This window comes from Alkalihalobacillus sp. TS-13, from assembly GCF_019720915.1.
Classification (GTDB): domain Bacteria; phylum Bacillota; class Bacilli; order Bacillales; family Fictibacillaceae; genus Pseudalkalibacillus.
Genome location: NZ_JAHKSI010000002.1, coordinates 170,248 through 196,367, shown reverse-complemented (window position 1 = coordinate 196,367; position 26,120 = coordinate 170,248). Strand labels below are relative to the sequence as shown.

24 protein-coding genes are annotated in these 26,120 nt (G+C 40.2%); 20 read left to right on the top strand and 4 right to left on the bottom strand.

Annotation, left to right across the window (positions count from 1 at the left end; genetic code table 11):
• Window positions 1-95: 95 nt before the first annotated feature.
• Window positions 96-1,076: a LacI family DNA-binding transcriptional regulator gene (locus tag KOL94_RS17725; RefSeq protein WP_221567934.1), complete on the bottom strand. Its 981-nt coding sequence runs from the start codon at window positions 1,074-1,076 to the stop codon at window positions 96-98.
• A 956-nt stretch (window positions 1,077-2,032) separates the two neighbouring features.
• Here KOL94_RS17725 and KOL94_RS17720 point away from each other — a divergent pair.
• Entirely contained in the window at window positions 2,033-2,380 is a 348-nt protein-coding gene (locus KOL94_RS17720) for a DUF4367 domain-containing protein (protein WP_221567933.1), read from the top strand.
• Window positions 2,381-2,612: 232 nt separating this feature from the next.
• Here KOL94_RS17720 and KOL94_RS17715 read toward each other — a convergent pair whose 3' ends face one another.
• Window positions 2,613-3,446, bottom strand: coding sequence for an SDR family oxidoreductase (locus tag KOL94_RS17715; protein ID WP_221567932.1), 834 nt, complete (start codon window positions 3,444-3,446; stop codon window positions 2,613-2,615).
• Window positions 3,447-3,556: 110 nt separating this feature from the next.
• Here KOL94_RS17715 and KOL94_RS17710 point away from each other — a divergent pair, with 110 nt between their 5' ends.
• From KOL94_RS17710 to KOL94_RS17670, 9 genes are all read left to right on the top strand, one after another.
• Entirely contained in the window at window positions 3,557-4,549 is a 993-nt protein-coding gene (locus KOL94_RS17710; protein ID WP_221567931.1) for a helix-turn-helix transcriptional regulator, read from the top strand.
• A gap of 219 nt (window positions 4,550-4,768) precedes the next feature.
• Window positions 4,769-5,644, top strand: a complete 876-nt coding sequence (locus KOL94_RS17705) for an aminoglycoside 6-adenylyltransferase (RefSeq protein WP_221567930.1) — start codon at window positions 4,769-4,771, stop codon at window positions 5,642-5,644.
• A 10-nt stretch (window positions 5,645-5,654) separates the two neighbouring features.
• Window positions 5,655-6,083 (top strand): GNAT family N-acetyltransferase, encoded by a 429-nt coding sequence (locus KOL94_RS17700; RefSeq protein ID WP_221567929.1) that lies wholly within the window; start codon window positions 5,655-5,657, stop codon window positions 6,081-6,083.
• Window positions 6,084-6,225: 142 nt separating this feature from the next.
• Complete coding sequence (locus tag KOL94_RS17695) at window positions 6,226-7,167, top strand: DMT family transporter (RefSeq protein ID WP_221567928.1); 942 nt, start codon at window positions 6,226-6,228, stop codon at window positions 7,165-7,167.
• A gap of 244 nt (window positions 7,168-7,411) precedes the next feature.
• On the top strand, window positions 7,412-7,807 hold the full coding sequence (locus tag KOL94_RS17690) for a hypothetical protein (protein WP_221567927.1): 396 nt from the start codon (window positions 7,412-7,414) through the stop codon (window positions 7,805-7,807).
• A 31-nt stretch (window positions 7,808-7,838) separates the two neighbouring features.
• Window positions 7,839-8,342, top strand: a complete 504-nt coding sequence (locus KOL94_RS17685) for a GNAT family N-acetyltransferase (RefSeq protein ID WP_221567926.1) — start codon at window positions 7,839-7,841, stop codon at window positions 8,340-8,342.
• 134 nt (window positions 8,343-8,476) lie between these two features.
• Complete coding sequence (locus KOL94_RS17680; protein ID WP_221567925.1) at window positions 8,477-8,839, top strand: YybH family protein; 363 nt, start codon at window positions 8,477-8,479, stop codon at window positions 8,837-8,839.
• A gap of 364 nt (window positions 8,840-9,203) precedes the next feature.
• Window positions 9,204-9,416 carry a YozQ family protein gene (locus KOL94_RS17675; RefSeq protein ID WP_221567924.1) on the top strand — a complete coding sequence of 71 codons (213 nt, stop codon included), beginning with the start codon at window positions 9,204-9,206 and terminating at the stop codon, window positions 9,414-9,416.
• A 30-nt stretch (window positions 9,417-9,446) separates the two neighbouring features.
• Complete coding sequence (locus KOL94_RS17670; protein ID WP_221567923.1) at window positions 9,447-10,223, top strand: cyanophycinase; 777 nt, start codon at window positions 9,447-9,449, stop codon at window positions 10,221-10,223.
• Between the two features lie 45 nt (window positions 10,224-10,268).
• On the opposite strand, the gene KOL94_RS17665 is transcribed toward KOL94_RS17670, so the two are convergent.
• The gene (locus tag KOL94_RS17665) at window positions 10,269-10,718 is read right to left on the bottom strand and encodes a YndM family protein (RefSeq protein WP_221567922.1); all 450 of its coding nucleotides are present in this window, start codon (window positions 10,716-10,718) and stop codon (window positions 10,269-10,271) included.
• A gap of 196 nt (window positions 10,719-10,914) precedes the next feature.
• Here KOL94_RS17665 and KOL94_RS17660 point away from each other — a divergent pair, with 196 nt between their 5' ends.
• The 4 genes from KOL94_RS17660 to KOL94_RS17645 all read left to right on the top strand — a co-directional run bounded on the left by KOL94_RS17660 (window position 10,915) and on the right by KOL94_RS17645 (window position 15,495).
• Window positions 10,915-12,306, top strand: a complete 1,392-nt coding sequence (locus KOL94_RS17660; RefSeq protein WP_221567921.1) for a bifunctional metallophosphatase/5'-nucleotidase — start codon at window positions 10,915-10,917, stop codon at window positions 12,304-12,306.
• 687 nt (window positions 12,307-12,993) lie between these two features.
• Entirely contained in the window at window positions 12,994-13,644 is a 651-nt protein-coding gene (locus KOL94_RS17655) for an HAD family hydrolase (RefSeq protein ID WP_221567920.1), read from the top strand.
• Window positions 13,645-13,870: 226 nt separating this feature from the next.
• The gene (locus KOL94_RS17650; RefSeq protein ID WP_221567919.1) at window positions 13,871-14,782 is read left to right on the top strand and encodes a vanadium-dependent haloperoxidase; all 912 of its coding nucleotides are present in this window, start codon (window positions 13,871-13,873) and stop codon (window positions 14,780-14,782) included.
• Between the two features lie 152 nt (window positions 14,783-14,934).
• Window positions 14,935-15,495: a hypothetical protein gene (locus KOL94_RS17645; RefSeq protein WP_221567918.1), complete on the top strand. Its 561-nt coding sequence runs from the start codon at window positions 14,935-14,937 to the stop codon at window positions 15,493-15,495.
• A 216-nt stretch (window positions 15,496-15,711) separates the two neighbouring features.
• Here the strand turns inward: KOL94_RS17645 and KOL94_RS17640 are convergent, their stop codons facing one another.
• On the bottom strand, window positions 15,712-16,464 hold the full coding sequence (locus KOL94_RS17640; protein ID WP_221567917.1) for a L,D-transpeptidase family protein: 753 nt from the start codon (window positions 16,462-16,464) through the stop codon (window positions 15,712-15,714).
• Window positions 16,465-16,666: 202 nt separating this feature from the next.
• On the opposite strand from KOL94_RS17640, the gene KOL94_RS17635 reads away from it, so the two are divergent.
• The 6 genes from KOL94_RS17635 (at window position 16,667) to KOL94_RS17610 (ending at window position 25,394) form a co-directional block, all read left to right on the top strand.
• Window positions 16,667-18,064, top strand: coding sequence for an aspartate aminotransferase family protein (locus KOL94_RS17635; RefSeq protein WP_221567916.1), 1,398 nt, complete (start codon window positions 16,667-16,669; stop codon window positions 18,062-18,064).
• 57 nt (window positions 18,065-18,121) lie between these two features.
• Entirely contained in the window at window positions 18,122-18,976 is an 855-nt protein-coding gene (locus tag KOL94_RS17630) for a MurR/RpiR family transcriptional regulator (RefSeq protein ID WP_221567915.1), read from the top strand.
• Window positions 18,977-19,353: 377 nt separating this feature from the next.
• Window positions 19,354-22,128, top strand: coding sequence for a phosphoenolpyruvate carboxylase (ppc, locus tag KOL94_RS17625; protein WP_260412534.1), 2,775 nt, complete (start codon window positions 19,354-19,356; stop codon window positions 22,126-22,128).
• A gap of 334 nt (window positions 22,129-22,462) precedes the next feature.
• Window positions 22,463-23,773 (top strand): murein hydrolase activator EnvC family protein, encoded by a 1,311-nt coding sequence (locus KOL94_RS25680; RefSeq protein ID WP_221567913.1) that lies wholly within the window; start codon window positions 22,463-22,465, stop codon window positions 23,771-23,773.
• 299 nt (window positions 23,774-24,072) lie between these two features.
• Window positions 24,073-24,240 (top strand): hypothetical protein, encoded by a 168-nt coding sequence (locus KOL94_RS17615; RefSeq protein ID WP_221567912.1) that lies wholly within the window; start codon window positions 24,073-24,075, stop codon window positions 24,238-24,240.
• Between the two features lie 299 nt (window positions 24,241-24,539).
• Window positions 24,540-25,394: a DUF2785 domain-containing protein gene (locus tag KOL94_RS17610; protein WP_221567911.1), complete on the top strand. Its 855-nt coding sequence runs from the start codon at window positions 24,540-24,542 to the stop codon at window positions 25,392-25,394.
• Window positions 25,395-26,120: the final 726 nt, after the last annotated feature.

Below are 26,120 nucleotides of genomic sequence, written 5' to 3'. Positions count from 1 at the left end.
GGCAAATTTCGAGGGAATTTGGCAAATAAGGTCTCTGATGTCCGCTATTTTTGTAAAACAGTAAGTTTGAAGGCAAATAAGGTCTCTGGTGTCCGTTACCGACTATTCAAATCAGCAACAGTGTTCCTTTTTATCAATTCAAAGGGCATTTCTTTATGCTGGGCCTCCTCTGCATTCAAGACAGAATCGAGCAGTGTTTTCCCCATTTTTTCTAGAGGAAGATCGATTGTCGTGAGTTGCAGATATTCAGAAATTGGATGGTTGTCGAAACCGATAATCGATAATTGCTCAGGTGTCTGTATGTCCTCTTTGGCACATTGCATTAGAATACCAGCAGCCACCTGATCGCTTGTCACAATCAATGCAGTCGGCTTTTCGGCAAGGCTCAAAAGGTTATGGACGACTTTTTCTCCATCTTCAATCGTATAGGAGTGGTCAAATATCCATTCGTCTCGAACAGGTTCACCAATCTTTTTTAACGTGTCGAAGTAAGCGGCTTCCCTCTGTTTGCTATTCGTTCCAGTCCGCCTGCCGATACAATAACCGATTTTTCGATGCCCATTTCGAACAAGTTGGTCCATTCCCTTTTTAAAGGCTTGATAGTGATTGATATAAACGGATTTCAAGTTATGATCATGTCCGTCCTCACATACAACGATAGGTCCGTAAGTCTCATATGTTTCAATGATGCTCCAGTCGCACTCTCTGGAGCAAATGATCAGACCATCAATCTGTTTCATCCGCAGCATTTTTAGTGCTTCAACTTCTCGGTCCAGATCATAATCCGTCTGAAAGAGGATCAGCTTATAATCTTTCTTCAAAGCTTCATTTGCAATCCCATCTAAAATCGAGCTGAAGTAAGGATGGTTGATGAAAGGAAGGACCACCCCGACGAGTTTTGTGATGCCTTTTGTAAGGTGTACCGCGTTGATATTGATATGATAATTCAACTCTTCAATCGCTTTCATTACAAGATTCCGCTTTTCCTCACTTACATAAGGATGGTTATTCAAAACCCTCGAGACGGTCGTTATTGAAACACCAGCAGCCTTTGCCACATCACGGATATTCGCCACGGATTTTCACCTCTTTCTTATAAGACTTAGGTACGCCGGATTAGATGCTTACTTTAAACGAAATTTACGACACTCCTGCGGGACCAGCAAGCCAGGCGAGACCCCACAGCGAGGAACTCGCGAGGAGGATCGCGGATCGCCCGCGGAAAGGGAGTGAATTTCGTTAAGTCTTACAAAGCTTTTTATAAAAAACACTTGCTATGAAACGCGTTTCACACATTATAGTCAAATCAATTAAACCATATAAAGGATGTGTTATGCATGTTGAGCGGTTTGATTATAATTATTATCTTGTGTTTCGTCGAATTGGCAGGGGCTCATTTTGTATTGGGTTCAATGGAGGATGAGTCTAGGAAACGGTATGAACGATATGAGGATTTCTTTTATGAAGAATGAGTGCTTTGATAAAGATAGGCGTTTGATCTGAAAGAAGAAGGACCCACCGAGTATTCCATAAATGGTTTACTTAAGGAGATGAACACAAGTAAATATCAAATCAAAACGCACTGGATTTTTCACAAAGAAATTCACAGTGCGTTCTTTATTGTCATATCAAGGCAAATTTAATTTTTGTTTCTAAATCTCGTACAAATTCACATACCTACACAAGGTCAGAAATTATTATAAGACAATATGTGAATTAGTGTAATTTGCATTGCGATTTTGTATACGAATAACGAATGAGTCTAGAAAAATATGTTAAAATATAGAAATGAAAATTGATGGTCTTTATTCAACAAACGGGCAGCATTAATTGAATAAGAGTTATGAAACCTTTGGTTATTGATGTCGTATAACAATTAGGAACTTATGCAATTTACTAAGAAGGGGTTAAGCGATATGGCTGAAACATTGAGGGGTATGGAAAGGTATTTTAAACAAAGTGTTAAAATAAAAAAATTTATCATATTATTTTTTTAGGAACAATCGTTGCTTTTACAAAATTTCCAGTAAGTTTGGTAGGTTGGATGGCACCTTTTAATGTAGAGACCCCAGACTATTTTCCTTTCGAAGTGGAAGATAAATATGGAAAATTTATTGGTTTCGATAGGGTAAAGTTAGTATATAAAAATTCAGATGAGTCTTTAACTGTATGGGTAACCAGTGAAATTGGTTGGAACAATGTATCAAGTTGGGATGAACAAATTACACTCTCTGACGGTAACAAAGCTTATTATAATAAAAGTGATAAGACTCAGATGATAAGCTGGCGAAATAATAATGTGGAATACGCCATCGACTATGAGGGGAATAAGCTATTAGATAAAAATGAATTAATTAAATTTGCATCATCTATAAAATAAATGTGTTATTCAAGATAAGGGGGCGAATCTTAAACTGGGGCTTTAATTGAATGACTAATTAAAAAAGAAAAAGGCTTAGAGGAGGTTTCTTCTAAGCCTTTTGGATATGAATTATACTGTGAATCATTACTTGTATTCTGTGTGATTTCCGCAGTGATTTGGTTCGTATTTTACCATTTTGCACCTCATAAGTGACCCAGTTAAACATTCCAATGTGGGTCTTATCACGCTTTCATATACTGAAGGGCGGGATGTAACGCCCATCAATATCTGTAAACTGATATTCTTTAGCTAAATCGCCTACTCGAATGACCTGGCCTGTTTTAGCCATTATATCGGGATCGTTTGCTAGTGCTTTAATACCGCGGCCAATATAATGAGGAGTTTCAGTCCGTTGTAAATCTTCTGCTTCCTGCCAGTGCTCTTCGTCTGATCCATGGAATTTCAATACAAGTTCTGTTCTCATGAATCCTGGTGAGACAGCTACAACAGCAATATTATCTGGTTTCAAGTCGATCGAAAGCCCATACGCCATCCGGACCAGTGCGTTCTTTGCGAGATCGTAATAGAAGTGACCAGTGTATCGGCTGTTATCCCAGAAAGTAGTGTGAAAGATGACCCCTTGTTCATTTTCACGCAACAACGGAACAGCATAGTGGTTGGTCGCCAGTTGTGCCCGGACCCCTGCTGTAAACATCGTATCCCAATGTTCCAGTGGCAATTCATAGAAAGGTCCTGCCTCAATCCCTAAATCATGTGCCCCCCAAACGTTATTGACGAGTATGTCCATTTTTCCTTGTTCTTCATGGATTTGGGTGATGACCGCTTCCGTTTCTGAATCCTTTGTATGATCGCAGCGTACAGCGATTCCCTTCCCATCCATTGCTTCGATTTGTTCCACAGTCTCATCAATTGTACCTGGCCAATCATTCGTAGAATTTTCTTTTATGCTCCGTCCCGTCACATAAACTGTGGCGCCGGCTTTCCCGAGTTCAATCGCAATTCCTCGGCCAGCACCCCTGCTTCCACCTGTTACAAGAGCGACTTTTCCATCTAATGGTTTCATAAAAATCCATCCCTTCAGAGTAGATGCTTTCATTATACAGAGGAAATCTTGACATCCTTTGTCATATTTCTTTAAATAAAAGTATCAATTCTAGGAAAAAGGTGAAGACGATGAGAGGCGATCGGTTGGTTTCTATTGTGCTGTTATTACAATCACATGGACGGTTGACAGCTGCAGAACTGGCAGAAAAATTAGAAGTATCCGAGCGGACGATCTATCGGGATTTAGAAGCGTTAAGCGGCACAGGAATCCCAGTTATAGCTGAACGTGGAAGAAATGGGGGGTGGTCCTTACTTGAAAACTATCGGACCACGTTGACGGGCCTTAAAGAGTCTGAAATCCGTACATTATTTCTTTCACCTTCCACACAATTGCTTGAGGATCTAGGATTGGCTCGAACTTCAGATGAAGCTAGGAATAAATTGATCGCTTCATTACCCTCTGAATATCGTAGAAGAGCGAAAGAAGTGTGGAATCGCATTCATATCGACACGAGCACATGGCGAGATCAAAAAGAAAAGATCATCACATTCGATGTCTTGAAAAATGCGATTTGGAATAATTACAAATTAAAGATCAAGTATCAAACAGCCGAAGGAAAAGCGATGGGACGTGTGGTGGGGCCATTAGGGTTGGTCGCCAAAGGGAGTCGGTGGTACTTGATCGCTTGCAAGGAAGATGGAGAATTTCGGAATTACCGTGCTTCACGGATTGAATACGCCGAACTTACAGATGAACCATTTGAGAGACCAGAGGATTTTGATCTTGCTTCATACTGGAAATCTTCAACGAAAGCATTTATCGAGAAATTGCCGAACTATTCCGTGTGGGTGGAGGCAGCACCTTCTATACTGCCAAGAATGAAATTCACCGGACGCTTTGTGCAAAAGATCGAGGCTGGAAGTGAACCCGGGGAAGGTTGGACACCTGTCAAACTTTCTTTTGATACAAAAGAGGAAGCGATAAGCTACATACTAGGGTTTGCGGATCAGATGAAGGTGATCGAGCCGGAGGAATTGAAAGCTGAAATCCTTTCCGCAGCTGAAGCGACGGTTCGTTTTTATAAAAAGGCAAACAGAGTGGATGTTGAAAGAAAAGGGTAATAATCTTTTAAATTGTTGCCATAAAGGATTATTAACAAAGATATAGAACAAAAGATAAAGGGCTGGATTATTGAATTGAAATTGATTGGAGGACAGGAAATGAAAAAGGATTTTGAAAAGTTGTAACGTTTAACAATTCAATCTTATGCTCGGCCTCCACCTTTACCTTTACTAAGGATAGAACTAATTTTAAATATTCTAATATACTGGAGGTTCGATATGAGAACGGAAAAAGAAATGATGGATTTGATTTTGGGAAAAGCGAAGAAGGATGAGAGAATACGGGCGGTCGTGTTGAATGGTTCACGTGCAAACCCGAATGTCAGCAAAGATATCTTTCAGGATTATGATATCGTCTATTTCGTAAATGACATCCAGTCTTTTACGAAGGATCATAGCTGGGTAGATTATTTTGGAGAGCGAATCATGATGCAGATGCCAGAAGATAAGGTGATGCCTCCGGCTGAGAATGACGGGAAATTTGCCTATCTTATGCAGTTCATGGACGGGAACCGCATCGACTTGACATTGATTCCTGTTGATAAGATGGAGGAGCTCGTCAACTGGGACAGCCTCAGCATCAAACTCTTGGATAAAGATGATATTGTAGGGGAGTTACCTCCTTCTGATGATCGTGATTACCATATTAAGCAGCCTTCTGAAAAAGAATTCGCGGATACTTGTAATGAATTCTGGTGGATCTGTATGAATATCAGCAAGGGTCTATGGCGCGAAGAATTATCCTATGTGATGTTCATGTACGAGCAGATCAATCGGAATGTTCTCGTCCGTATGATTGAGTGGAATATCGGAATTGAAACAGACTTCAATATCAGCGCAGGAAAGTTTGGCAAGGATTTTAAAGATCTGTTGAATCAAAAGGATTGGCAGGCGTTTGTTGCAACCTACTCAGGACCTGATTATGAGAATATTTGGGACTCTCTCTTTATGATGTGTGAGCTGTTCCGGAAAAAAGCCATCCATGTTGCTGATCATTTCGGTTACGAATATTCCTATGACGATGATAAGAAGGTTTCCGAGTATCTGAAACGTGTCCAAAAGCTTCCTAAAGATGCAGTGTCACAGGTCTTGTAGGATGGGTGACATGATAAACGTAACACAAGCCGTGCCACAGGATTTAGATGAAATCTTGGTTATCGATAATGAAGTGATTGGAAATAGCAACCGAAGGTCCATGTTCAAAAAAGCGATCCATGAGGGAAGATGTCTAGCAGTCCGATCAGTGCATTCTACCATTAAAGGCGTATTGATCTATCAAACTGAATTTTTTGATTGCAGCTTCATCTCACTTGTGATCGTCCACCCATCCGAAAGACGTAAGGGATATGCTAGTCGTTTGATAAAGGATTTTGAAAAGATCGCTCCGACTGAAAAAATCTTTTCTTCCACTAATCAATCCAACGAAAGAATGCAGTCTGTCTTCTCCTCTCTAAATTATGAGAAGAGCGGTTATATCGAAAACCTCGATGAAGGAGACCCTGAGATCATTTTTTATAAAAAACGGGGGAAGTAATGCTGTATATATGGACGCTATCCGAAGCGGGATAGCGTTTTTTTACATTCCAGCCAAGGTGCTTGTTTTTTCCTTACTTGTCACATTCCTTTGAATCAAGTAAACTAGCTACAACTATTTTTCGGAGCAGGGAGGCGATGAAATGAAATCATTTATATCAAAGCTGCAAGAGCTTCCATATTTGTTGCTGGTCATCGCGACCTTCTTCTGGGGGACGAACTTTGTCATCAGCCGATTGCTGGTGAATGAAATTCCACCGCTCCAGTTGTCTTTTATCCGCTGGTCGATTGCCTTCCTTGTATTTTTCCCTTTCATCATCAGGGATTTGAAACAGAATCGAACAATTATCCGAAAGAACTGGAAAGTGCTTTTAACCATGGCTTTGACGGGAGTCGCGGGGTTCAATACGCTTCTATATATTGCCGTCCAATATACAACTTCAATCAACGCCTCATTGGTCAATTCACTCGCGCCACTATTGATGGTGTTGCTTTCGGTGATCTTCTTGAAGGAAAACCTTTTTAAAATCCAATATATTGGAGTGATTCTTTCCTTTGTGGGCGTGTTTACGGTCATAACAGACGGACACTTAGAAACACTCCTGGCATTAAAAGTAAATCCAGGTGACCTGTTGGTATTTGCAGCTGTCATCCTTTTTTCCATCTACTCGGTGCTGATGAAAAAGTTTGGCGTGGATCTACCGAAGAAAACGACGTTCATCGTAACGATTTTCATAGCGGTCATCAGCTTGATCCCATTTGCTCTTTGGGAGAGTTCATACCGGGCCATCTCGCTGGTCGAACTGCCTTTCCAAGCGATCTTGGCGGTTATTTATCTAGGGATATTCCCAAGCATCGTTTCATTCATCTGCTGGAACGAAGGTGTTATGAAAGTAGGGCCAGCTAAGGCATCAAATTACCTGCACCTGATCGTGGTTTTTACGACGATTTTAGCCGTAGCTTTTGCAGGTGAAAGATTGGTGGTAGCACAGGTCTTTGGGGGCTTATTCATCTTAACAGGTGTGATTTTAGCATCCAATCCACACTTCATTCTTAAAAAAACAACTTCTGTCATGGATCGATAAGTTCGGCTGGACTGACCCAAAACAACAATTTTCATCGTTGTGCACACCAGAACCGTTATATTTATAAATGGATGTGTTTTTGGAAATTAAGATCCTTTGTGTCCGTTAGCGATTTTTCCTTCAGCAAGGAGTCATGAAGATTACCCCCATGTTCAGTACTTTTGGGACCACCTCGTCTTTTTTGCAGGAAAAACAAGAAGTTGCAGAGAAATGGAAAGGACAAGCTCAATACAGGGAGGTAATTTTGAAAAAGGGATTTGTGTTTCTATTGTTATGCGCGATCATCGGAATCTTCATTTACAATGGTTCGACCATCAACCGTTCTTGCGATATTGGATCCCAAACGTATTCGGGAAAGAGCAACAATTGGAAAGCGGGTATAACTTTTGAAACAGAAAACAGCAATCAAACCGAGTTCACTTTGTGTTATACAGGTTCAAATATGAAAAACGTTGATTTGATCGGTTTTGATGTTGATGGTGGAAGTTTCGGGTTTCATCTAAAGGATGGAGAATTGAATAAAGAAGGGCTTTTTGAATTTGAAGCAAAAATTCCACTTGAGGATAAAATAAAGTCCCTTGAAGGAACAGTTCATTGGAACGATCATTCAGAAACATTGACGTTATTGAAAAAAGAATAAACGTAGATTGCTACATATAGGAGATGGCTGTATGGATTTTACAATCGTAATAGATAAAATGACACCAGATGATTGGGATCAAGTTCGTAAAATCTATAAAGGAGGGATTGATACCGGCCACGCCACTTTTGAAACCGAAGTGCCTTCATTTGAAAAATGGCAGCGGACCCATATGGAAGAATGCAGGTTTGTAGCTCGCTCAGGTAAAAACATTTTAGGCTGGGCTGCGTTAAGTCCCGTTTCTAGCCGATGCGTCTACAGGGGAGTAGCCGAAGTCAGTGTGTATGTGAGCCAAAGGAATCAAGGCAAAGGCATCGGCCATCAATTGCTCGATACACTTGTGAAATGCAGTGAAAATCATGGCATCTGGACGTTGCAGGCTGGTATTTTTCCTGAAAACAAAGCAAGTTTAATCTTGCATATGAAAGCAGGGTTCCGTGAAGTCGGTCGAAGAGAACGTCTCGGTAATATGGCTGGAAAATGGCGTGATGTTATATTGCTTGAACGGAGAAGTGAAGCAGTAGGAGTTGAATAGAAACTGCTCCATAAAACCGTCATGAAACCACTTAGCACACGAAAAACTGGAAGAAAGTACGTCATGAAGCCGTCATAACTTAATTAGAACTCTAAAGAATAACCTCAATTATTTTAACAAGCAGGGGGGATTTCATGGATTACAAACAAGTGTTAGAGGCATACATAGTTGCAACGAACACGCACGACTTCAATCAAGTGGAAAAAGTATTGGCTGAGGATGCAATCTATTGGTTTACTGATAAATCCTGCACGACTCGAAACGAAATCAGAGAGTATTTCGAGAATGCCTGGGAGACGATCCGGGATGAGGTCTATCGTGCCACGGATGTCCAATGGATTTCAGTCGATCATCAATCGGCAGTGTGCCTGTATACATTTAGGTGGGAAGGGTTTTACAAAGGGGAGTTCGCTTCTGGATCAGGGCGAGCTACAAATGTATTCATGAAGGAAGCTGACGGCCGTTGGAAACTCAAGCACGAACATCTGAGTAGGTGATTGCTCAAGCTCGAAGACCCTAAAAAAAGACAACCCAAATCCAGTGTTTTACTTTTATCTTTAAAGGGGTGGATAATAAGCCATCCCTTTTTCTTATTGACCTAGAAATAACTTAACACCTATTAGCGTCTTTTTCAGATGCATTTGATCCGTTTTAAATCTCGTCCATATCTACTTCTAAACGTTCAAGTGTTGTTGGGGACTGAGGAACACGGTTTATTTAGAAACTGACCCTTTTTTTATTATGAGTCATTTACGGCTAACCATTCATGTAAAATCTGTAACCTTTCACTTTTGAAAAAAAGGCATACCTTGTACTAGATAGGGGACACTTTGGATATTGAATATCAAGGAGTGATTTAGATTGGACTCAAGAAAAAAGGATTTTAAAGATAGCAGTAAAATTGCAGAGAAGAATTACCAACCATCTGATTATGAAGATAGCTCAGATCTAAGCGCTGGCCTTGCAATAACACATGAACAAACAAGTGATACCATGGTAGAAGGGACGATTGATGGAGATATCGATCATGACAAGAACGAAAAAATCCCGAGAAAGGGTTATGATGTCAAGTAGTGTATAAATGCCTATGCTGGGGTGGAAAATATGCCAGGTAAAATCATGCTAATAGGGGGACATGAAGATAAACAAGGGAATAAAGAAATTCTGAATGTTTTCGCAGAAATGTGTAATTTTCGGAATATTGGAATAATAACAACAGCCAGTGGTGTTCCCAAGGACGTTTTTAAAGACTATAAGAAAGCATTCCATGACTTAAAGGTGAAAGATGTCGTCCATTTTGATATACAAAAAAACGCTGACGATAAGAAGTTTATTGAAAAATTGAATGACATTGATGGATTGTTTTTTTCAGGTGGAGACCAACAAAAATTATGTGATGTTTTATGTCACAGCAGTTTCATAACTGCACTTAAAGAAAAATGGACCCAAGGTTTGGTATTAGCTGGAACAAGTGCTGGTGCTTCAATATGGGGAAGCAAGATGATTGTGCAAGCAGAAGAAGAAAATCATGAAATTAAAGATATAAAGATGATGAATGGATTTGGTTTCATTCCCAACTTGATTATTGACCAGCATTTTTCTCAAAGAGAACGGTTTCGAAGATTGATTTATGAAGTAGGTTCAACCAAAGGTATTGGTATTGGAATTGATGAGAATACGGCTGCAGTCTACGATAAGAACCAATTGAAAGCCGTTGGTGAAAACATGGTGACCATCATGGAGGGAAGGAACATCACATATTTTGCTGAAGATAAAACGAATGAAGGTGCTGTTTCTGGGATCGTACTTCATCTAATGACCACTAAAAACGTATTTTTTTTAGAAACCGGGAAACTCCAAGTAGTAAAAGAAGAGGACTGAACTATTCCGATTGGATTTCAGTCCTCATTTCTTTTTATAATAGAATTATTGCTTATCCCGATTATTATTCAAGTCTGGATTCGGCTCTTCAGAAAACTCAGTCACATAATTATTCTGGCGAACAGGTTCATTTTCGGGTTGACCTTGGTCAGGCAATATTTCATTTTCCATATACCTATGAAAGAAATATTCCCCGATGGTAATGCCAATCGCTGCGTATAAAGAAGCCAATCCTAAAGGGATGTTTTCTTCAATATAGCCTCCTCCAAGTAGCCAAACACCTAAGTAGGCTAGCCCGAAATCAGCGATGGTCGCGACAGCATTTCCGAATCGTGGTAAGATCCACAGATCACCGATTATATAGGCTGCTAGTGTTAGAAAAGTGCTGATTCCAAGGATATCGTTGAAGGACACACCATAGAATAAGCCTAACACGACCCATAAGACTGCTGTCACCATAACAAATTTGATTAATAAAGCTTTGACATGTTTCATTTGGTACCCTCCTTTCTTATTAAAGTCCCCAATATGCTTACCAATATACGGAAATTTTCGGAGTGTATGGAGTATGTATAGATTTACAGGCACGGCACAACCACGAGCTGTGTTTTTTTTGTCTTCTAAAAAGGAATAGGTGGCATATTATAGAAATTTGTTAGAGGAAGAAGTATTCACAACCTTAGGGGGAATCATGAAAAAATTAAAAATCATACATACGAATGATCTTCATAGCTATTTTGATCATTTTGCCAAAGCATCCACGTTAATCAAGGAATATATAGATGAAGAGACGCTACTTTTAGAGGCTGGGGATTTCGCAGATTTCAGAAGCATTGAACTCAGAGGGACAAGGGGGCTCGCTGCAATTGAACTGCTTGAGTACCTGGGATATGATGCCTTGACGATTGGAAACAATGAAATGTTTGGTGGCGCAGAAACACTGGAATTCATGGCTCAGAACAGTGCCTTTCCGTTCATTAGTAATAACCTTTATAAAAAAGATAAAACTCCGTTTGACGGTATAGTTCCTAGCAAAATTCTCATAAAGAACGGTCTTCGGATCCTAATTACCGGGTCATCACCAGATATGGGGGATTTCAGTGAGGGACTTGGTGTCCATTTTACGCCTTATAGTAGGGGAATTGCTAGAGAAATTGAAAGACATCAAGGTACATATGATTTGTGCGTTGTTCTGAATCATATTGGAACAATTGCTGATGAAGATTTAGCAAGAACCATCGAAGGCATTGATGTCATCATTTCTTCGCATGACCACCAGCTTTTTTCAGAAGCGAAAATAGTCAATGGAACGATCATCAACAGTGCGGGATGTTATGGCAATCATATCGGACTAATAGAACTGAATGTCAATGGGGATAAGGTTGAACTAGAGGGATCCGCGACCATATCAACTGAAAGTTCGAAGAGTGATGCCGGAGTGATCTCGATTTTACAAAAGAATAAAGAAAAAGCGATCGAAATCCTCAGCCGTCCCCTATATAAGCTCTGCCAGCCGTTATGGCATGATGTCATTGAGGAAAATCCGATCACGAACTTGATAGCTGACGGGTTGACGGATATGCTCGGATGTGAGCTTGGACTGATCAATGGTGGGATCGTCAATGCAGGGGTTTTTGACTACATTTCCGATAAGAAATTGATTGAAATCTGTCCTTCCCCCTTAAATCCAACTTCCTTTGAAATCAAGGGCAAGGATATAAAAACAGCCATCCAACAATCACTAGATGCTCAAGTTTGTCTATCAGATGGAAAAGGTCCAGGTTTCAGAGGGAAGTTCGTCGGTCGATTGCATGTTTCAGGTGCAACTGTTGTCCATAATGGGAAAGAAGTAATCGAGATGCTTATTGGGGAAGAACCTATTCTAGTTGATAGGTGGTATACGGTCGCGAGCTCTGATTACTTACAACGGGGTTCGGGCTATGAGACACTAGCAAACAATCGGAATGCCAATTACCGTGCAGAAGAAATCCGTGATGTAATCCGCCAATATGCGAAAGACAGGATACATATAGAAAAAGCATTGATGACCAGATGGGTAGAGAAAAATAAGATAAAAATCTAATTTTAAAAGCATAACTCTATTAAAAGTTACGTTATAACCAATACCTCCTTTCAAGTTTTCTCCGTTTATATGGTACGAAATCTACCATTGGTATGGACAAAATACACTTTTTAATAGAAGGTTTTGCTAAATAATGATGTTGATTTTTGGCTGAGTTTGATTGAAGCGAAATTTGGGACACTCCTGCGGGAAAAGCGAGCCAAGCGAGACCCCACTGTTTTTAAAAGGATCTTCGACTATATTAATGAACTTCGACTAAATACCACCATGTCCTATGGTGAACGTCGAAGTCAGTACATCCTGTACAAGTACGTCCTGTGGTGAACGTCGAAGTCAGCATAAGGAAAGCTTCTAAGAGTTCTCATCGCAGACACGAAAATGATTTCATTTTTGTGTTGACATCCTGTGCAAGTGAGGAGGCTTACGAAGTGGGTTGATGCAGGGAAGTGATGTCTAGCTCAACGACCAAGCACTTGGATCACTTCAAACTTCCTGCGGCGGCGACAGCCTCCTCGTCCGTTTTCCAGTGACCTTCGTGAATAATCGGGTCGCTTCCGCTTTTCGTTTGCCCGCGGAAAGGGAGTGAATTTCACAAAAATCATAGAAAAATAATTAAATTAGTTATTACAATGCGTCGGAAGCTGAAAGAGTAGAAGTATGAGTAGTAAACAAATGGAGTGATTTAAAATGAAAGCATTGATTTTTGACTTTGATGGAACGTTAGCAAACACGTTGCCTGTCTGTTTTCATGCATTTCAGACCGTTTTTAACCGATATGACGACAGAGACCTGACAGATGACGAAATAAAAGAAATGTTCGGACCTTCGGAAACCGGGATCATTAAAGAGAACCTCACCCACGCCGAAAAGGATCAAGCCATCGAGCTGTTCTATGAAAAATATTCGGATAGTCATAGACAGCTAGTCGATTCAAACGAAGAAATCATTGAATTACTTACATATGTTAAAGATAAAGGGATGAAATTGGGGATTTTTACAGGGAAAGCAAGACGAAGTTTAGACATCTCCCTTCAAGAGCTTGATATGGATGGAATGTTCGACGTAATCATCACAGGGGATGATGTTACCAATCCGAAACCAAATCCGGAAGGTCTGCAGAAAGCATTATCGCAGTTAGGGATCAACGAAAAGGAAGCGATGTTCATCGGAGATAGTAATGCAGATATTGAAGCGGGTCTTGCAGCAAATGTTCATACAGCTGCTGTCCAATGGCTTCCGGATTATCAAACTTCTCAATTTGAATCTAAGACGGATTCCATATATAAAAGTGTAAATCAATTCCTTGAGTCATTTGACCAGAGGACTTCAAAAGCTTGAACGATCAGAGAGACTATTTGAACATCTTTTAAAAGAATTAAAATGAAAAACCATGATTGGCATAGGTTTCTGAAAGCGATCATACACTTGAATTAATGCAATCAGGTATAAAGAGTTGAATATGAAAACTCAATAGTTGCCGATAAATTAAACGAATGTACAAGCTAAATAGTTGTCTCATCATAGACTATTAGAGGATAGGCAAAAAACAAAAAAAGGTGAGGAAATGAAAAGAGACAATTATTTAAGATGGTCAGAAGTACCTTATGGAGGAGAAAGAAATCCACCTTCTGACCCGGTTGATCCTTTAGCTGGTTCATGGCCAACTTATTTTATAAAACGAAAAGGAAACCACTTTGTGGCACCTGATGGGGTCATTGATTTTGACCTTCGACATCCGAATCATATTCCGTGGGATGAAGAATTGAGAGTTGTACAACGAACATTAGCGAATATAACTCCTGAACAGATCCAGATAGCTAAATATTGGGGCGCAGGGGTTGCAACAAAACAATGGACACCGATCATCGATAGATTGATTGACACATACGGATTGACACCAACTTACGCTGCAAGAGTTTTAGCTGCTGTCCAAGCAGGAATTAACGATACATTTGTTGTGACTTGGTATTTTAAATATCTATGTGATGTTGCCCGGCCGATACAATACGATCAGACACTAAAACCTATTTTATGTACACCTCGATTTCCTACTTATGTATCTGGTCATTCTGCAATCTCAGGATGTACAGAAGTCATTTTGGGCTACTTTTTCCCAGGGGAAGCCCAAAGGCTTCACGATCTTGCTGAAGAAGACTCGATTTCAAGGCTTTATGGAGGGATTCACTTTCCGGTGGACCTTGAACAGGGATTGAAACTTGGAAGGCGTATTGGACAAGTTGTTGTTTCGCAATTGAGTCAACAAAAGGATTCAAGCGGTGAATATGTGGATACCCCGTTCGTAGAAAACCTGGATGCTGATCTGCCTCCGCCACCATATAGACAAACGATCCCATATAATTTCAACGAAGATTGTACATCCAACACCAAATTTTCTAAATCTAAAAAGAATAAACCCTTATTTTATTTTCCAAAAAGAAATAAAAATAATGTAAACAATATATTTAATTGGGATTAATATGCAGTTTACAATCGGCTGTTAGTATTTGAAATAAGAGGAAAGGATAAGAGTAATCATTCCTTCTAAAAGATCATTGAAATAATGACCAGACGATTATTATACAGTTATGGAAGTGTTTTCACACATTTCAGAAGAGGAGTTGGTTCAAAATGGCAAACATTTTAGTGACAGGAACAGGCAATGTGGCAATGCGCTCAGGTCTTGAATTGGTACGACTCGGACACAAGGTTACATGTCTACAAGAACAAGCAGGTGCAAAGGCGTCGCTTTTTTCCCGAAACCTAAATCTCGAACTGACCACTGACAACAAAACAGCATATGAAGACTCCTCAATCATTTTCATAGATGTCGATATTCCGATTCTAGCTGATGACCACGTAGATATGTCAGAGGTTGAAGGGATTTTAGCCGAAATCTCTGAATATGTAAATGATGATTTCATGTTGGTAATCAATAGTACAGTTCCAGTCGGGACGAACAGATGGATTCAAGAACAGCTTCGAGAAAAATTAAGCACTACCTCGATCAAGTTCGATGTTGTTTCGAAGACAGATATTGATGATATTAACGGAAAGATCGTCATTGGAGCACGAAGTGAAAAGTCAGCCGAAACACTGGAGGCACTTTATAAGCCATACTGGCATAAAATCGTGCACACAACACCAGAAAACGCAGAATTCTTCAATTATGACCTAGCAGATGCTAACTAAATGATAATAAAAGTGGTCGATCTTTAACGGATCGGCCACTATTTACGTTGGCGTGAATTAGGAACAAAGTACTAATTCCTGGAATTCCAGCTAAAAATTCTAGGATTATTACCTGAATTTCTGGAATAAACCCAAATTTTCTAGGATTACTTCTGAAATTTCTGGAATAAATCCAAAATTTCTAGAATTACACACAATCAACTCGGATATCGTTGGCTACATCTTCCCGAGTGCTTTCTTTGTGGCAGGACCAACAACGCCATCGACTTTCAACTTTTTCGTTTTTTGAAACTTACGAACGGCGGTATCGGTGTTTTTACCGTATATCCCATCGATTCCTTTGGTGCTGTACCCTAATTCAGTGAGTCTTTGCTGCACGTTTTTCACTTCAGCACCGCGACTTCCTTTTTTCAAAATGGTCGTGGAAACAGGAACGACAGAACCACTCTTTACGTTAAAACCATTCGCTGAAGCAAGGGCAGTAAACGATTTTCCAGACGTGGTGATGATGACGGGTGTGTTCACGGGCACTTTGCTGAAAAGCCATTGCACCTCGTCGTTGTACATTCGAATACATCCAGCACTTACAAACTGACCAATCGATCGAGCGTTATTGTTCCCGTGGATTGCATAAGTGGTTCCCCATGTACCTCTAGCATTTAAGCCGAGCCACCTGTTTCCGAGCGGATTCCGCGGATCTCCCCCAGGTATTTTGCCCGTATAATAGGGACGGTTCACAATTTTGTTGACGATCTTGAATCGACCCTCTGGTGTATAAGAGGGCTGTTTACCTGTAGCCACCTTGAACACTTTCGTCAGCTTATTGTTTTCAAAGTAAGCGAGCTGGTTATTCGACTTATTGATGATGATGAATGATCCAGCTGAAGCTGACGCAGGTTGCTGCATAAAGAAAAACATGAAACAAACCAATAACAGCCCGACAATGACTTTCTTCAAACCTAACTTCATCTCTCTCCGCCCATTTCTCTATGGAATTTCAAAGCCTCTTATTCTATGCTGGACGGAATACTCTCTATTACATTTCTTGTAAAAATATTTAATGGAGAATTCATGAATATTTTTACGTTAGAACCATATAAATAAAAGAGGTTTATCCTTTATGAAATAAATATTTCGCGTTATAATAAATTATGAAATTAAAATTTCTTAAATGGAGGTCCTACTGTTGGCACAAATAAGATCGAATACGAAGCAATCTGCAGAGTTATTCGAAAAAGCGAAAAAGGTAATTCCGGGAGGTGTCACTGCGAACATCAAGCATATCGCACCACACCCGATTTTCATGGATAAGGGGAATGGCAGCAAACTGTATGATGTTGATGGGAACGAATACATCGATTATTTGCTCTGTTATGGCGCATTGATTCTTGGACACGGTCATCCAAAAGTAATCGAAGCGGCTATGAATCAAATGAAGGATACTGGTACAACCATCTTCGGCACGCCTCATAGGCTAGAAACGACTATGGCTGAAAAATTGATTTCACTTTATCCAGGAATTGAAATGGCCCGCTTTACGAATTCCGGATTGGAAGCGACGTTGCTTGCCATCAGGATGGCGATGGCTTACACGGGAAAACCTAAGCTAGCCAAATTTGAAGGGCACTATCATGGTGGTTACGATCAGGTTTTATTAAGCGTGAACCCTGAAGAACTGCGTGCAGGTAATCGTGAACACCCGAATGCAGTGCCCGAATCACGTGGAATTCCAGACTACTATTTAGAAAATACAATCATTCTTCCGTTCAATGACCTTGATGCCACAGAAAAGATTTTACGAGATAGAGCATATGAAATTTCTTCGATCATCATGGAACCCGTACAGGGGGGGTTCATTCCTGCTGACCAGGAATTCATGAAGGGTCTTCGGAAGCTAACCGAAGAACTCGGCATCCTGCTCATTTTTGACGAGGTGAAAACGGGATTCAGATTAGCTCTTGGCGGCGCTCAGGAGATCTACGGGATAAAACCTGAACTCACGGCGCTCGGAAAAGTTCTAGGAGGTGGATTCCCAGTCGGCGCAATCGGAGGTAAGAAAGAGATCATGGAGATCAGTGCACCAGATGGCGGAAGGGACATCCTGACGGCTGGAGCGGAAAATGCGGACAAACAAAATGCGCTTTTCCATAGCGGCACCTACAACGGGCACCCGACCGTACTGGCAGGAGGTCTTGCGACAATCGAAGTGTTAGAGCAGGAAGGTGTCATGGAGGAGCTTATTGCAAATACGAAATTCCTGAGAAATGAGCTTGAAAAGTTGTATGAACGATTCGGTATCCCGATGCAGACGGTTGGGGTGGGTAGTATTTTCAACATCGTCCTCGCTGAAGGCAGAATCAGGAACTACCGCGATATGAATAAAGCTGACACGGCTTTGCGAAAAGAATTGGACTATGAATTGCTTGAACACGGGGTATACACGAAACCGCTCAACCGCTACTCCATGTCAGTCGCGCATACGGAGAAAGATATAGCGCAGACAATTGACACGCACGAAAAAGCGATCAAGACTATCCTGCATAAACGTTCAACCGTCGAGAGTATGTAATCTGAAGCAGAATACGTTAAGCTGAAGATAAAGAATTTTTGTTGAGAGAGGTTTGTTATGGATATAAATGTGTACAAGGTCATCTCTGAAAAAATGCCATCAATGAGTAAATCACAATTGAAGGTCGCCCAATATATTTTGAAAAATCCGAATCAGATTCCATTTTTGAATGTAGGGAAATTGGCGAGAGAGGCTGATGTCAGTGATGCAACAGTGGTACGGTTTGCGACGTATCTTGGTTTCTCAGGGTATCCTGAATTCCAACAGCATATCCAATCCTCTGTCCAGCAGCAATTGACGACAACAGAACGCTTGAAAATGTCCCAGGAGGTTTATGGAGAAAAGGATGAAGAAATCACAGACATTCTCAAGGGTGATGTGGATAACATTCAGATGACGATGAAAAATCTGAATATAAAAAGCTTCCGACAAGCTGTGGAGTGCTTGTTGAAAGCACGGCAAGTTTATATTGTGGCGAACCGAAGTGCGGCAGCCTTAGGTACATTCATGCACTATTATTTGAACATGATCCTCGACAATGTAGAGATACTCGATTCGATTGAAAAGGATTCAGACCGGTTATACGAATTGAATAAGGACGATCTGGTCGTAGGGATCAGCTATTCGAGATATACGAAAAGCACTGTGGAGATCTTCTCCTATGCCAAAGAAAAAGGCGCGATGACCGTCGCTTTGACGGACAACCTGCTATCACCGCTTATCCCCCATGCAGATGTATCGTTGACCGCAGCGAGTCAAATGCCTTCGTTCATCGATTCTTTCGTCGCACCAATGAGTGTGATCAACGCTCTGATCATCTATACAGCTAAAGCAAAACAGGAAGGATTTGAAGATCGATTCGATGCATTAGAAAAAGTATGGGAAAGATTCGATGTCTTTTATTGCACTTAAAGAAAGTATAAAAATACTTTATTCAGTATAAGCGCGAATAAGGATCAGACTGCGCCAAGGCTTGGCTTTGCCAAGTTTCCTTTAAGTTGATACAGGTAATGCCTCAAAGGATTTTACGCCTTTTGGGGCATTTTTTTCTATGTTCTCCATCACTGAGGCAAAAAAAGTTTTAAACGGCAAGTTTAACACCGGATAAAGCTTATCGCTTCTATAAAAGGACCGATCCAGGGTTGTGGAAAACCCTAAGAAAGCAAGCGCTTACAAGGATTTTGAGCGATCTAAACAATTTGACTATCTCAAAAATTCTGATAACATGATTAAAAATGAACGAGGTTACCATTATTGTTCGAAATAGAAAATACAGGAAGGTGAAAGTGTTGACTACCCAAGAACTCAAACATGAATCCAAAAACGATCCTACAACACCTTTACGACGTGATGTGAACCTGCTCGGTAATATGCTCGGTGAAATTCTGGTCCATCACGGTGGGGAAGAACTATTGAATAAGGTTGAAACCATCCGGAACCTGACAAAAGAACTTAGAAACAATCGTGAAAATGCTACGTATGAAAAATTGAAAAGTGAAATAAAATCACTGCAACCCCCGATGCGTGCACAAGTGATCCGCGCATTCTCCATTTATTTTCACCTCGTGAATATTGCAGAACTAAATCATCGTATTCGTCGTCGCCGCGAATATCAACTTTTTGAAGATCAAGGCGTACAGCCATACTCAATCGAGAGTGCAGTTTTGTCGTTGAAAGATCATAACATCGAAGAGAAAGTCATTCAGGGCGTACTTGATGAATTGTCATTGGAATTGATCATCACTGCACACCCTACTGAAGCGACGAAGCGTACAGTACTCGAAATTCAAAAACGGATTGCTACGATCTTGAAGCAGCTCGATCATCCTCAACTGACGGCAAACGAACGTGAACGAATCATGGAAAGCCTGTTCAATGAGGTTACCGTCTTGTGGCAAACCGATGAATTGAGACATCGGAAACCGACCGTCATGGATGAAGTACGTAATGGACTCTACTATTTTGATCAGACCCTATTCGATGTACTTCCTGATATCCACCAGGAGTTAGAGGACCGTCTGGAGGAAAGCTACCCTAAAGCAAAATGGAATGTACCAAACTTCCTTCGATTCGGGTCATGGATCGGTGGAGACCGTGATGGCAATCCGAACGTGACACCGGAAATCACGTGGGAAACACTGAACAGACAGAGAAATCTCGTATTGAAAAAGTATGAGGAAGTCCTTGTCGAATTGATGAAACGATTCAGTCATTCCATGAATCGGGTAAAAGTGAGTGAGGAACTCAAAGCGGCTGTGGAAAGTGAGGAAGCCCTCGTTCCAAAGGAGAAGAGATGGCCAGTAAAAGAAGAATTGTATCGCCGGAAATTCGCCATCATTCTGGAACGTCTGCTTCAAGTAGGTAAATCAGAAGCAGGTTATCAGTCTGCGGATGAATTACTTGTTGACCTTCAATTGATTCAAAACAGTGCGAAAAACCACCAACCATCAAAACGCGAACTGAAAATGCTGCGTAAATTGGTACGCCAAGTGAAGCTATTCGGATTCCACCTGGCAACCTTGGATATCCGGAACCATAGCGGGGAGCATGAAGCAGCGATAACAGAACTTTTCCAAAAAGTAGGACTCCACAGCGATTATAGTAATCTCTCAGAGCCTGAAAAGGTACAGCTTTTGGAAGAGGTGTTGAAAGACCCGCGTCCGATCACGCTGTTGAATGAGGACTATAGTGAAGAAACACAGAAGATGCTGAAAGTCTTCCAATTGATTCGTGATGCACATAAGGAGTTCGGAAAAAACTCGATCGAAGTTTATCTCGTCAGCATGACAGAATCTGCAAGCGATCTGTTGGAAGTATTGGTACTGGCAAAAGAATCGGGAATTTACCGTCTGCATGCTGATGGAACAGTAGAAAGCAACCTGAATGTCGCGCCGTTGCTTGAAACGGTAGATGATCTGGTAGCTGGCCCAGAAATCTTGAAATCATTGTTTGAAATGGACGTCTATAAGAAACACCTGGACAATCGTAAAAACCACCAAGAGATCATGTTGGGCTATTCCGATGGAAGTAAGGACGGCGGAACGCTGACAGCGAACTGGAAACTTTATAAAGCACAGCAGGAAATCCACGATATGGCTAAAGCATACAACGTCCGCTTGAAATTTTTCCATGGTCGTGGAGGTTCTCTTGGCCGCGGTGGTGGACCGTTGAACCGAAGCATTTTATCACAGCCAGCTGAAACATTGGGTGATGGCGTAAAGATTACAGAGCAAGGTGAAGTCTTATCTTCTCGCTACCTATTGAGTGACATTGCGTACAGAAGCCTGGAACAAGGTGTTTCCACGTTAGTCGAAGGGGCAGCCCACGTGTCGAAAGAAACAGAACAGGTGGACAACCGCGATGGTGAACAGTGGGACCAAGCTATGGAAGAAATTGCGAACGTCTCTCTTGAAAAATATCAATCACTCGTGTTTGCAGATAAAGACTTCCTGACGTATTTCAATGAAGCGACTCCACTTCAAGAGCTCGGTGAATTGAACATCGGTTCACGACCGATGAAGCGGAAAGACAGCACGAAGTTTGAAAACTTGCGGGCGATTCCATGGGTGTTCGCCTGGACGCAAAATCGCCAGTTGATTCCAGCGTGGTATGCATCTGGCACAGGATTGGCAAACTATGCTTCGAGAAGTGAGGACCACTTGAAGCAATTGCAGCAAATGTATGAGAACTGGCCTTTCTTCAAGTCCACGATCGATAATTTACAGATGGCATTGACGAAAGCAGATGTGCATACGGCTAAGGAATATACAGCACTCGTCGGCGACCAGGTACTTGGTGAACGGATTTTTGCAGACATCGTAGAGGAATATGAGAAAACAAAACAGGTGCTGTTACAAATCACGGGTGATAGTGAACTATTGGACCAACAGCCCACGATCCAAGAATCAGTCAAGCTACGTAATCCATACGTAGACCCGTTGAACTTCCTGCAAGTCGAACTCATCAAGGAACTACGAGAAAAAGAAACAGAAAATGAAGAAACTCTGACAGAAGTACTGCTCACCATCAGTGGAATTGCAGCAGGACTTCGTAACACTGGTTGAATTATACGATAAAAATAGCAGGTGATTTCCAAGTTGAAATCATACTGCTATTTTTTTGCATTAATTTGTCAGAAAAGAAAGATAATTAGTAATTTGTGTTAAAATAAGTTATATTTATTAATAGTATTACAATATCCTGCTCTATCAGTACTTACAGTTTGATTTATAGGAAAAACAGATTATTTACTTGCGATTGTTCAGACTAATAGACTATTTTTTTGCAAATTATTTTCTAGTATAGTTAAAAGGTACATAAATTCTCAATATTTGTCGAAAAATCTAGTTTTTACTTTACATAGATGAGTTGGTCAATCTACATACGGGGGTAAAAAAATTGAAAAGAAAAATGATAGCAGTTTTAGCATCTGCTAGTTTGTTGTTTGCTGGATTTAATCATTTAGGGGTAGACGTTGTTCACGCAGAGTCTTTGAAGGATAAGATTAATAAGGTGAAAGAGAAGCGTGAAGAAAATAAATCGACCCAGGATAAAGTGAAAGAAGAGATTGATAAGATAAAGCACAATCAAGACCTTCTTGATGCTGAAATAAAAAAGTTAGATCAACAAATGGCGGATACTCAGGGGAAAATCGAATCCAAGGAGAATGAAATTTCCAAGACTAAAGAAGAAATTGAAAAGCTTAAAGAAGAAATCAAAGTATTGGAGAAGAGAATTGCAGAGCGCGATAAAATGCTCAAGGATCGTGTAACCGCAATGTATGAAAATGGTGGCTCTGTGCAGTACATAGAAGTATTGTTAGGCTCAAGAAGTTTTGGGGACTTTCTAGACCGTGTTTTCGCATTGAATGAAATAGCAGAACAAGACAAAGAAATCCTTGAAGCACATAAGGCTGATAAAAAGTTACTTGAAGAAACAAAGCAGAAGGTTGAACAAAAGCTTGAAGTTTTGAAAAATCAGATGAAAGAACTCGAAAGTTTGAAGGCAAGCTTGAAACAAAAAGTAGATCGCAAGAATTCGCTATTAAGTGAATTGGAAAAAGAAGAAGAGCATATGCACGAGGAACTCGGTAATTTGGAAGATGAAGCCGACCTGCTACAAAAGCAGCAATCAGCGTTTGAAGCTGAAAAACGTCGTCAGGAAGAGGAAGCGCGACGCCTAGCAGCGAAACGTGCGGCTGAAAAACGTGCAGCTGAAGAGGCCGCAAAACGCGCAGCTTCAAAAAAAGACAACAATAAGAAATCTTCCAGCCAATCTAGTAATAGCAGTTCAACAGCTCCAACGCCATCAGTTAGTGGTGGATTATTCATAAAACCATCAGACGGTTACTTTACTTCTGGTTACGGACCAAGATGGGGAAGAATGCACCCTGGGATTGATATTGCCCGCGGTGGAACGGTTCCTGTTGTAGCCTCTGCATCTGGAACAGTTATTAAATCTTATTATTCTAGCAGTTATGGAAATGTAATCTTTATTGCCCACTATCTCAATGGACAAACCTATACAACGGTCTATGCTCACTTAAGAGAGCGTAACGTAGGCAATGGTGCATCTGTTCAAAAAGGACAGCGGATTGGAATTATGGGGAATACAGGTCGATCGACTGGCCAGCATTTACACTTTGAAATTCACAAAGGACAATGGAATTCAAGCAAATCAAATGCCATCAATCCAAGGCGATTCTTTTAGGCTGACCATGTCTAATCAATAAAATAATGATATTCAAGTAATAGAGTTTATCCGCAATAGGGTAAGCTCTATTTTTCTAAAGGATTTTTCAATACTTAGCTGAGTTTTTGAATGGACTTATCGGAACCGACAGAGGTAAAACAGTGAGAGATAGTCATTTAAGGGACAGTAGAGAGAAAGTCTCCTCCTCTGTTAACCAAAATCTCAGTCTTGTATGAAATTAATCATTGAGTTAGGACTGATAATTTGAAATAATTGGTATTAAGTGAAAAGTATTGGATGTGATTCATATAAAAAGTATGATTCTACCTTTCGTGATCGTATTATTATTTACTCTTACCGGTTGTGTTGAAAAAAATGAAATAAATCAAGAAAAAGCTGAAATTTTAGCGATTGAAGCATTGGAAAATGACTATGAAGAATACATTGAAAACAAACATTATCTTCAACAATTCGCAAAGTTTTAAGGACAATTAGGGATGAAAGAGGAACAGGATGGGTTGTATATTTCACATCCACTCAGGCTGAACTGAAAAATAATGAAATCGCCGTATATCGGGTGAGTGACCAAGAAGAAATAACAAGTAAATTATGTGGGATATTAATGATGGATAAACATGAGAGAATAAGAAGCATTGCCCACAATATCGCATTTCGAACGATAATCTCATATCGCAGTGTCACAACTTTAAAAAAAAATATTAACTCTGTTAAAGGACTTTGTTGCGAAATTTGCGTGCAGATCCTTGGAGGTGAGGAGATACACATGAGTATATTGGCAGATAAAAATATAATGAAGGAAAGTGAACTGAAAAAAATATTGAAGGAAATCAAGTCGGGAGAAACAGGTTGGGATGAAGAGAATGAAAGATTGATAGTGAAATCTATGATCAATCATATTGGTTCTACGGATGGTGAACTCAGAGATCAGTTAATTTACACAACCTTTTACCAGTTAATCATTGAGAAAAATCTACTTGAAACCGATCTTTTGAAAGAGCTATTAGATTGTAGTGTAAGTGACTTAATGTTCAAAGGAATCGGTGAAAAAGGGACAGACACGGTATTTACCCGATCTTTCTCGACACTTCTAATAGCACTGATATTACATAAAGATAATGCAGAGAATTTTCTAACTGGAGACACGATCATTTACATAAAAGAGAAACTGATTCAGTATATAACTCTTGAAGAAGATTTGAGAGGTTACGTTTCTGATAGAGGTTGGGCTCATAGCATTGCTCATGTTGCTGATACGTTTGATGAATTGATAAAAAGTCCCAAAACAAGCGAAGAAGTCTATCTGGAAATTCTCCAACCATTATTGAATAAGATCCTCATCTCTGAAAGCATTTATGTTCACAATGAGGATGAGAGGATCCTGACACCTATACTTGAAATGCTGAATACCGGATTAGATGTAAAGGAAATTGAAGAATGGTTACAAGAATTACCGATGAATTTAGAAGGCCAAAAAGGACAACTCGATTGTGAAAAGTATTGGTTCTTGGTATTTAACATCAAGACATTCTTAAAAACCTTCTACATAAAAATCAACAGTGATCATCAGTATGAATCGATACAAAATAGCATAAAACAGTGCCTCACAAAGATAAGGTAATGTTGGAGGGGGGATATTTGAACAAATTATCATTGTATGGAAAAGTGAACTTATGGGTTGGAGCCATATTTTTTATACCGGGTGTTTATCTGTTGGTGGTTGAATTAAATAACAAAACTTTTATCTTCACGAATTCACTCCCGATCGCTTTTATTTTACTACGGATCAGTATAGCTTTAATATCAACTTTTTTTACTAGAAAATGAAAATTTACAGCTAGTATGGTGTATATGGCAAAATACCTGTGCTATTAACCGTGATTGGAATTTTACCCGTATGGTTCGGCAACTCGGTTTATTCCTCGTATTCTCTTCAATGATTGGAGCTTCACATCTCTTTTCTAGCCTTGTATTCAAACGAATAAGAGAAACCAAAAAAGTTAATAAATTCCATTTTGTTTATTGATAATTTTGTAAATCATACTATACTCGATATAACTTATAAAGAACGGAGGGTTTCTTGTGGCTTTTTACAGACTAAGATTCCAGGGATGAACCACTAATTGAATAGTGCTCATCAGCTCTGCCTGTGTGCAGGGTAACGGGATTGGTCTGCCTTTTTTACAGGAAACTCAAAATTGCAATGTAATGCTAACAAAAGAGGGGCAAATCGGCCTCTTTTTTGCATTTAAAGAAAGTATAAAATACTTTCTTCAATATAAGCGCAAGTAAAGCTCAGCCTGCGCCAAAGGGTGGGCTTTGCCAAGTTTTCTTTGCTGTCATCTAA

What these genes read in the sequence shown, in the direction of transcription:
- KOL94_RS17715 (WP_221567932.1), bottom strand. Translation starts at nt 3,446, where the DNA reads ATGAAACCATTAGATGGAAAAGTCGCTCTTGTAACAGGTGGAAGCAGG.
- KOL94_RS17710 (WP_221567931.1), top strand. Translation starts at nt 3,557, where the DNA reads ATGAGAGGCGATCGGTTGGTTTCTATTGTGCTGTTATTACAATCACAT.
- KOL94_RS17705 (WP_221567930.1), top strand. Translation starts at nt 4,769, where the DNA reads ATGAGAACGGAAAAAGAAATGATGGATTTGATTTTGGGAAAAGCGAAG.
- KOL94_RS17700 (WP_221567929.1), top strand. Translation starts at nt 5,655, where the DNA reads ATGATAAACGTAACACAAGCCGTGCCACAGGATTTAGATGAAATCTTG.
- KOL94_RS17695 (WP_221567928.1), top strand. Translation starts at nt 6,226, where the DNA reads ATGAAATCATTTATATCAAAGCTGCAAGAGCTTCCATATTTGTTGCTG.
- KOL94_RS17685 (WP_221567926.1), top strand. Translation starts at nt 7,839, where the DNA reads ATGGATTTTACAATCGTAATAGATAAAATGACACCAGATGATTGGGAT.
- KOL94_RS17680 (WP_221567925.1), top strand. Translation starts at nt 8,477, where the DNA reads ATGGATTACAAACAAGTGTTAGAGGCATACATAGTTGCAACGAACACG.
- KOL94_RS17670 (WP_221567923.1), top strand. Translation starts at nt 9,447, where the DNA reads ATGCCAGGTAAAATCATGCTAATAGGGGGACATGAAGATAAACAAGGG.
- KOL94_RS17665 (WP_221567922.1), bottom strand. Translation starts at nt 10,718, where the DNA reads ATGAAACATGTCAAAGCTTTATTAATCAAATTTGTTATGGTGACAGCA.
- KOL94_RS17660 (WP_221567921.1), top strand. Translation starts at nt 10,915, where the DNA reads ATGAAAAAATTAAAAATCATACATACGAATGATCTTCATAGCTATTTT.
- KOL94_RS17655 (WP_221567920.1), top strand. Translation starts at nt 12,994, where the DNA reads ATGAAAGCATTGATTTTTGACTTTGATGGAACGTTAGCAAACACGTTG.
- KOL94_RS17650 (WP_221567919.1), top strand. Translation starts at nt 13,871, where the DNA reads ATGAAAAGAGACAATTATTTAAGATGGTCAGAAGTACCTTATGGAGGA.
- KOL94_RS17645 (WP_221567918.1), top strand. Translation starts at nt 14,935, where the DNA reads ATGGCAAACATTTTAGTGACAGGAACAGGCAATGTGGCAATGCGCTCA.
- KOL94_RS17640 (WP_221567917.1), bottom strand. Translation starts at nt 16,464, where the DNA reads ATGAAGTTAGGTTTGAAGAAAGTCATTGTCGGGCTGTTATTGGTTTGT.
- KOL94_RS17635 (WP_221567916.1), top strand. Translation starts at nt 16,667, where the DNA reads ATGGAGGTCCTACTGTTGGCACAAATAAGATCGAATACGAAGCAATCT.
- KOL94_RS17630 (WP_221567915.1), top strand. Translation starts at nt 18,122, where the DNA reads ATGGATATAAATGTGTACAAGGTCATCTCTGAAAAAATGCCATCAATG.
- KOL94_RS17615 (WP_221567912.1), top strand. Translation starts at nt 24,073, where the DNA reads ATGATTCTACCTTTCGTGATCGTATTATTATTTACTCTTACCGGTTGT.
- KOL94_RS17610 (WP_221567911.1), top strand. Translation starts at nt 24,540, where the DNA reads ATGAGTATATTGGCAGATAAAAATATAATGAAGGAAAGTGAACTGAAA.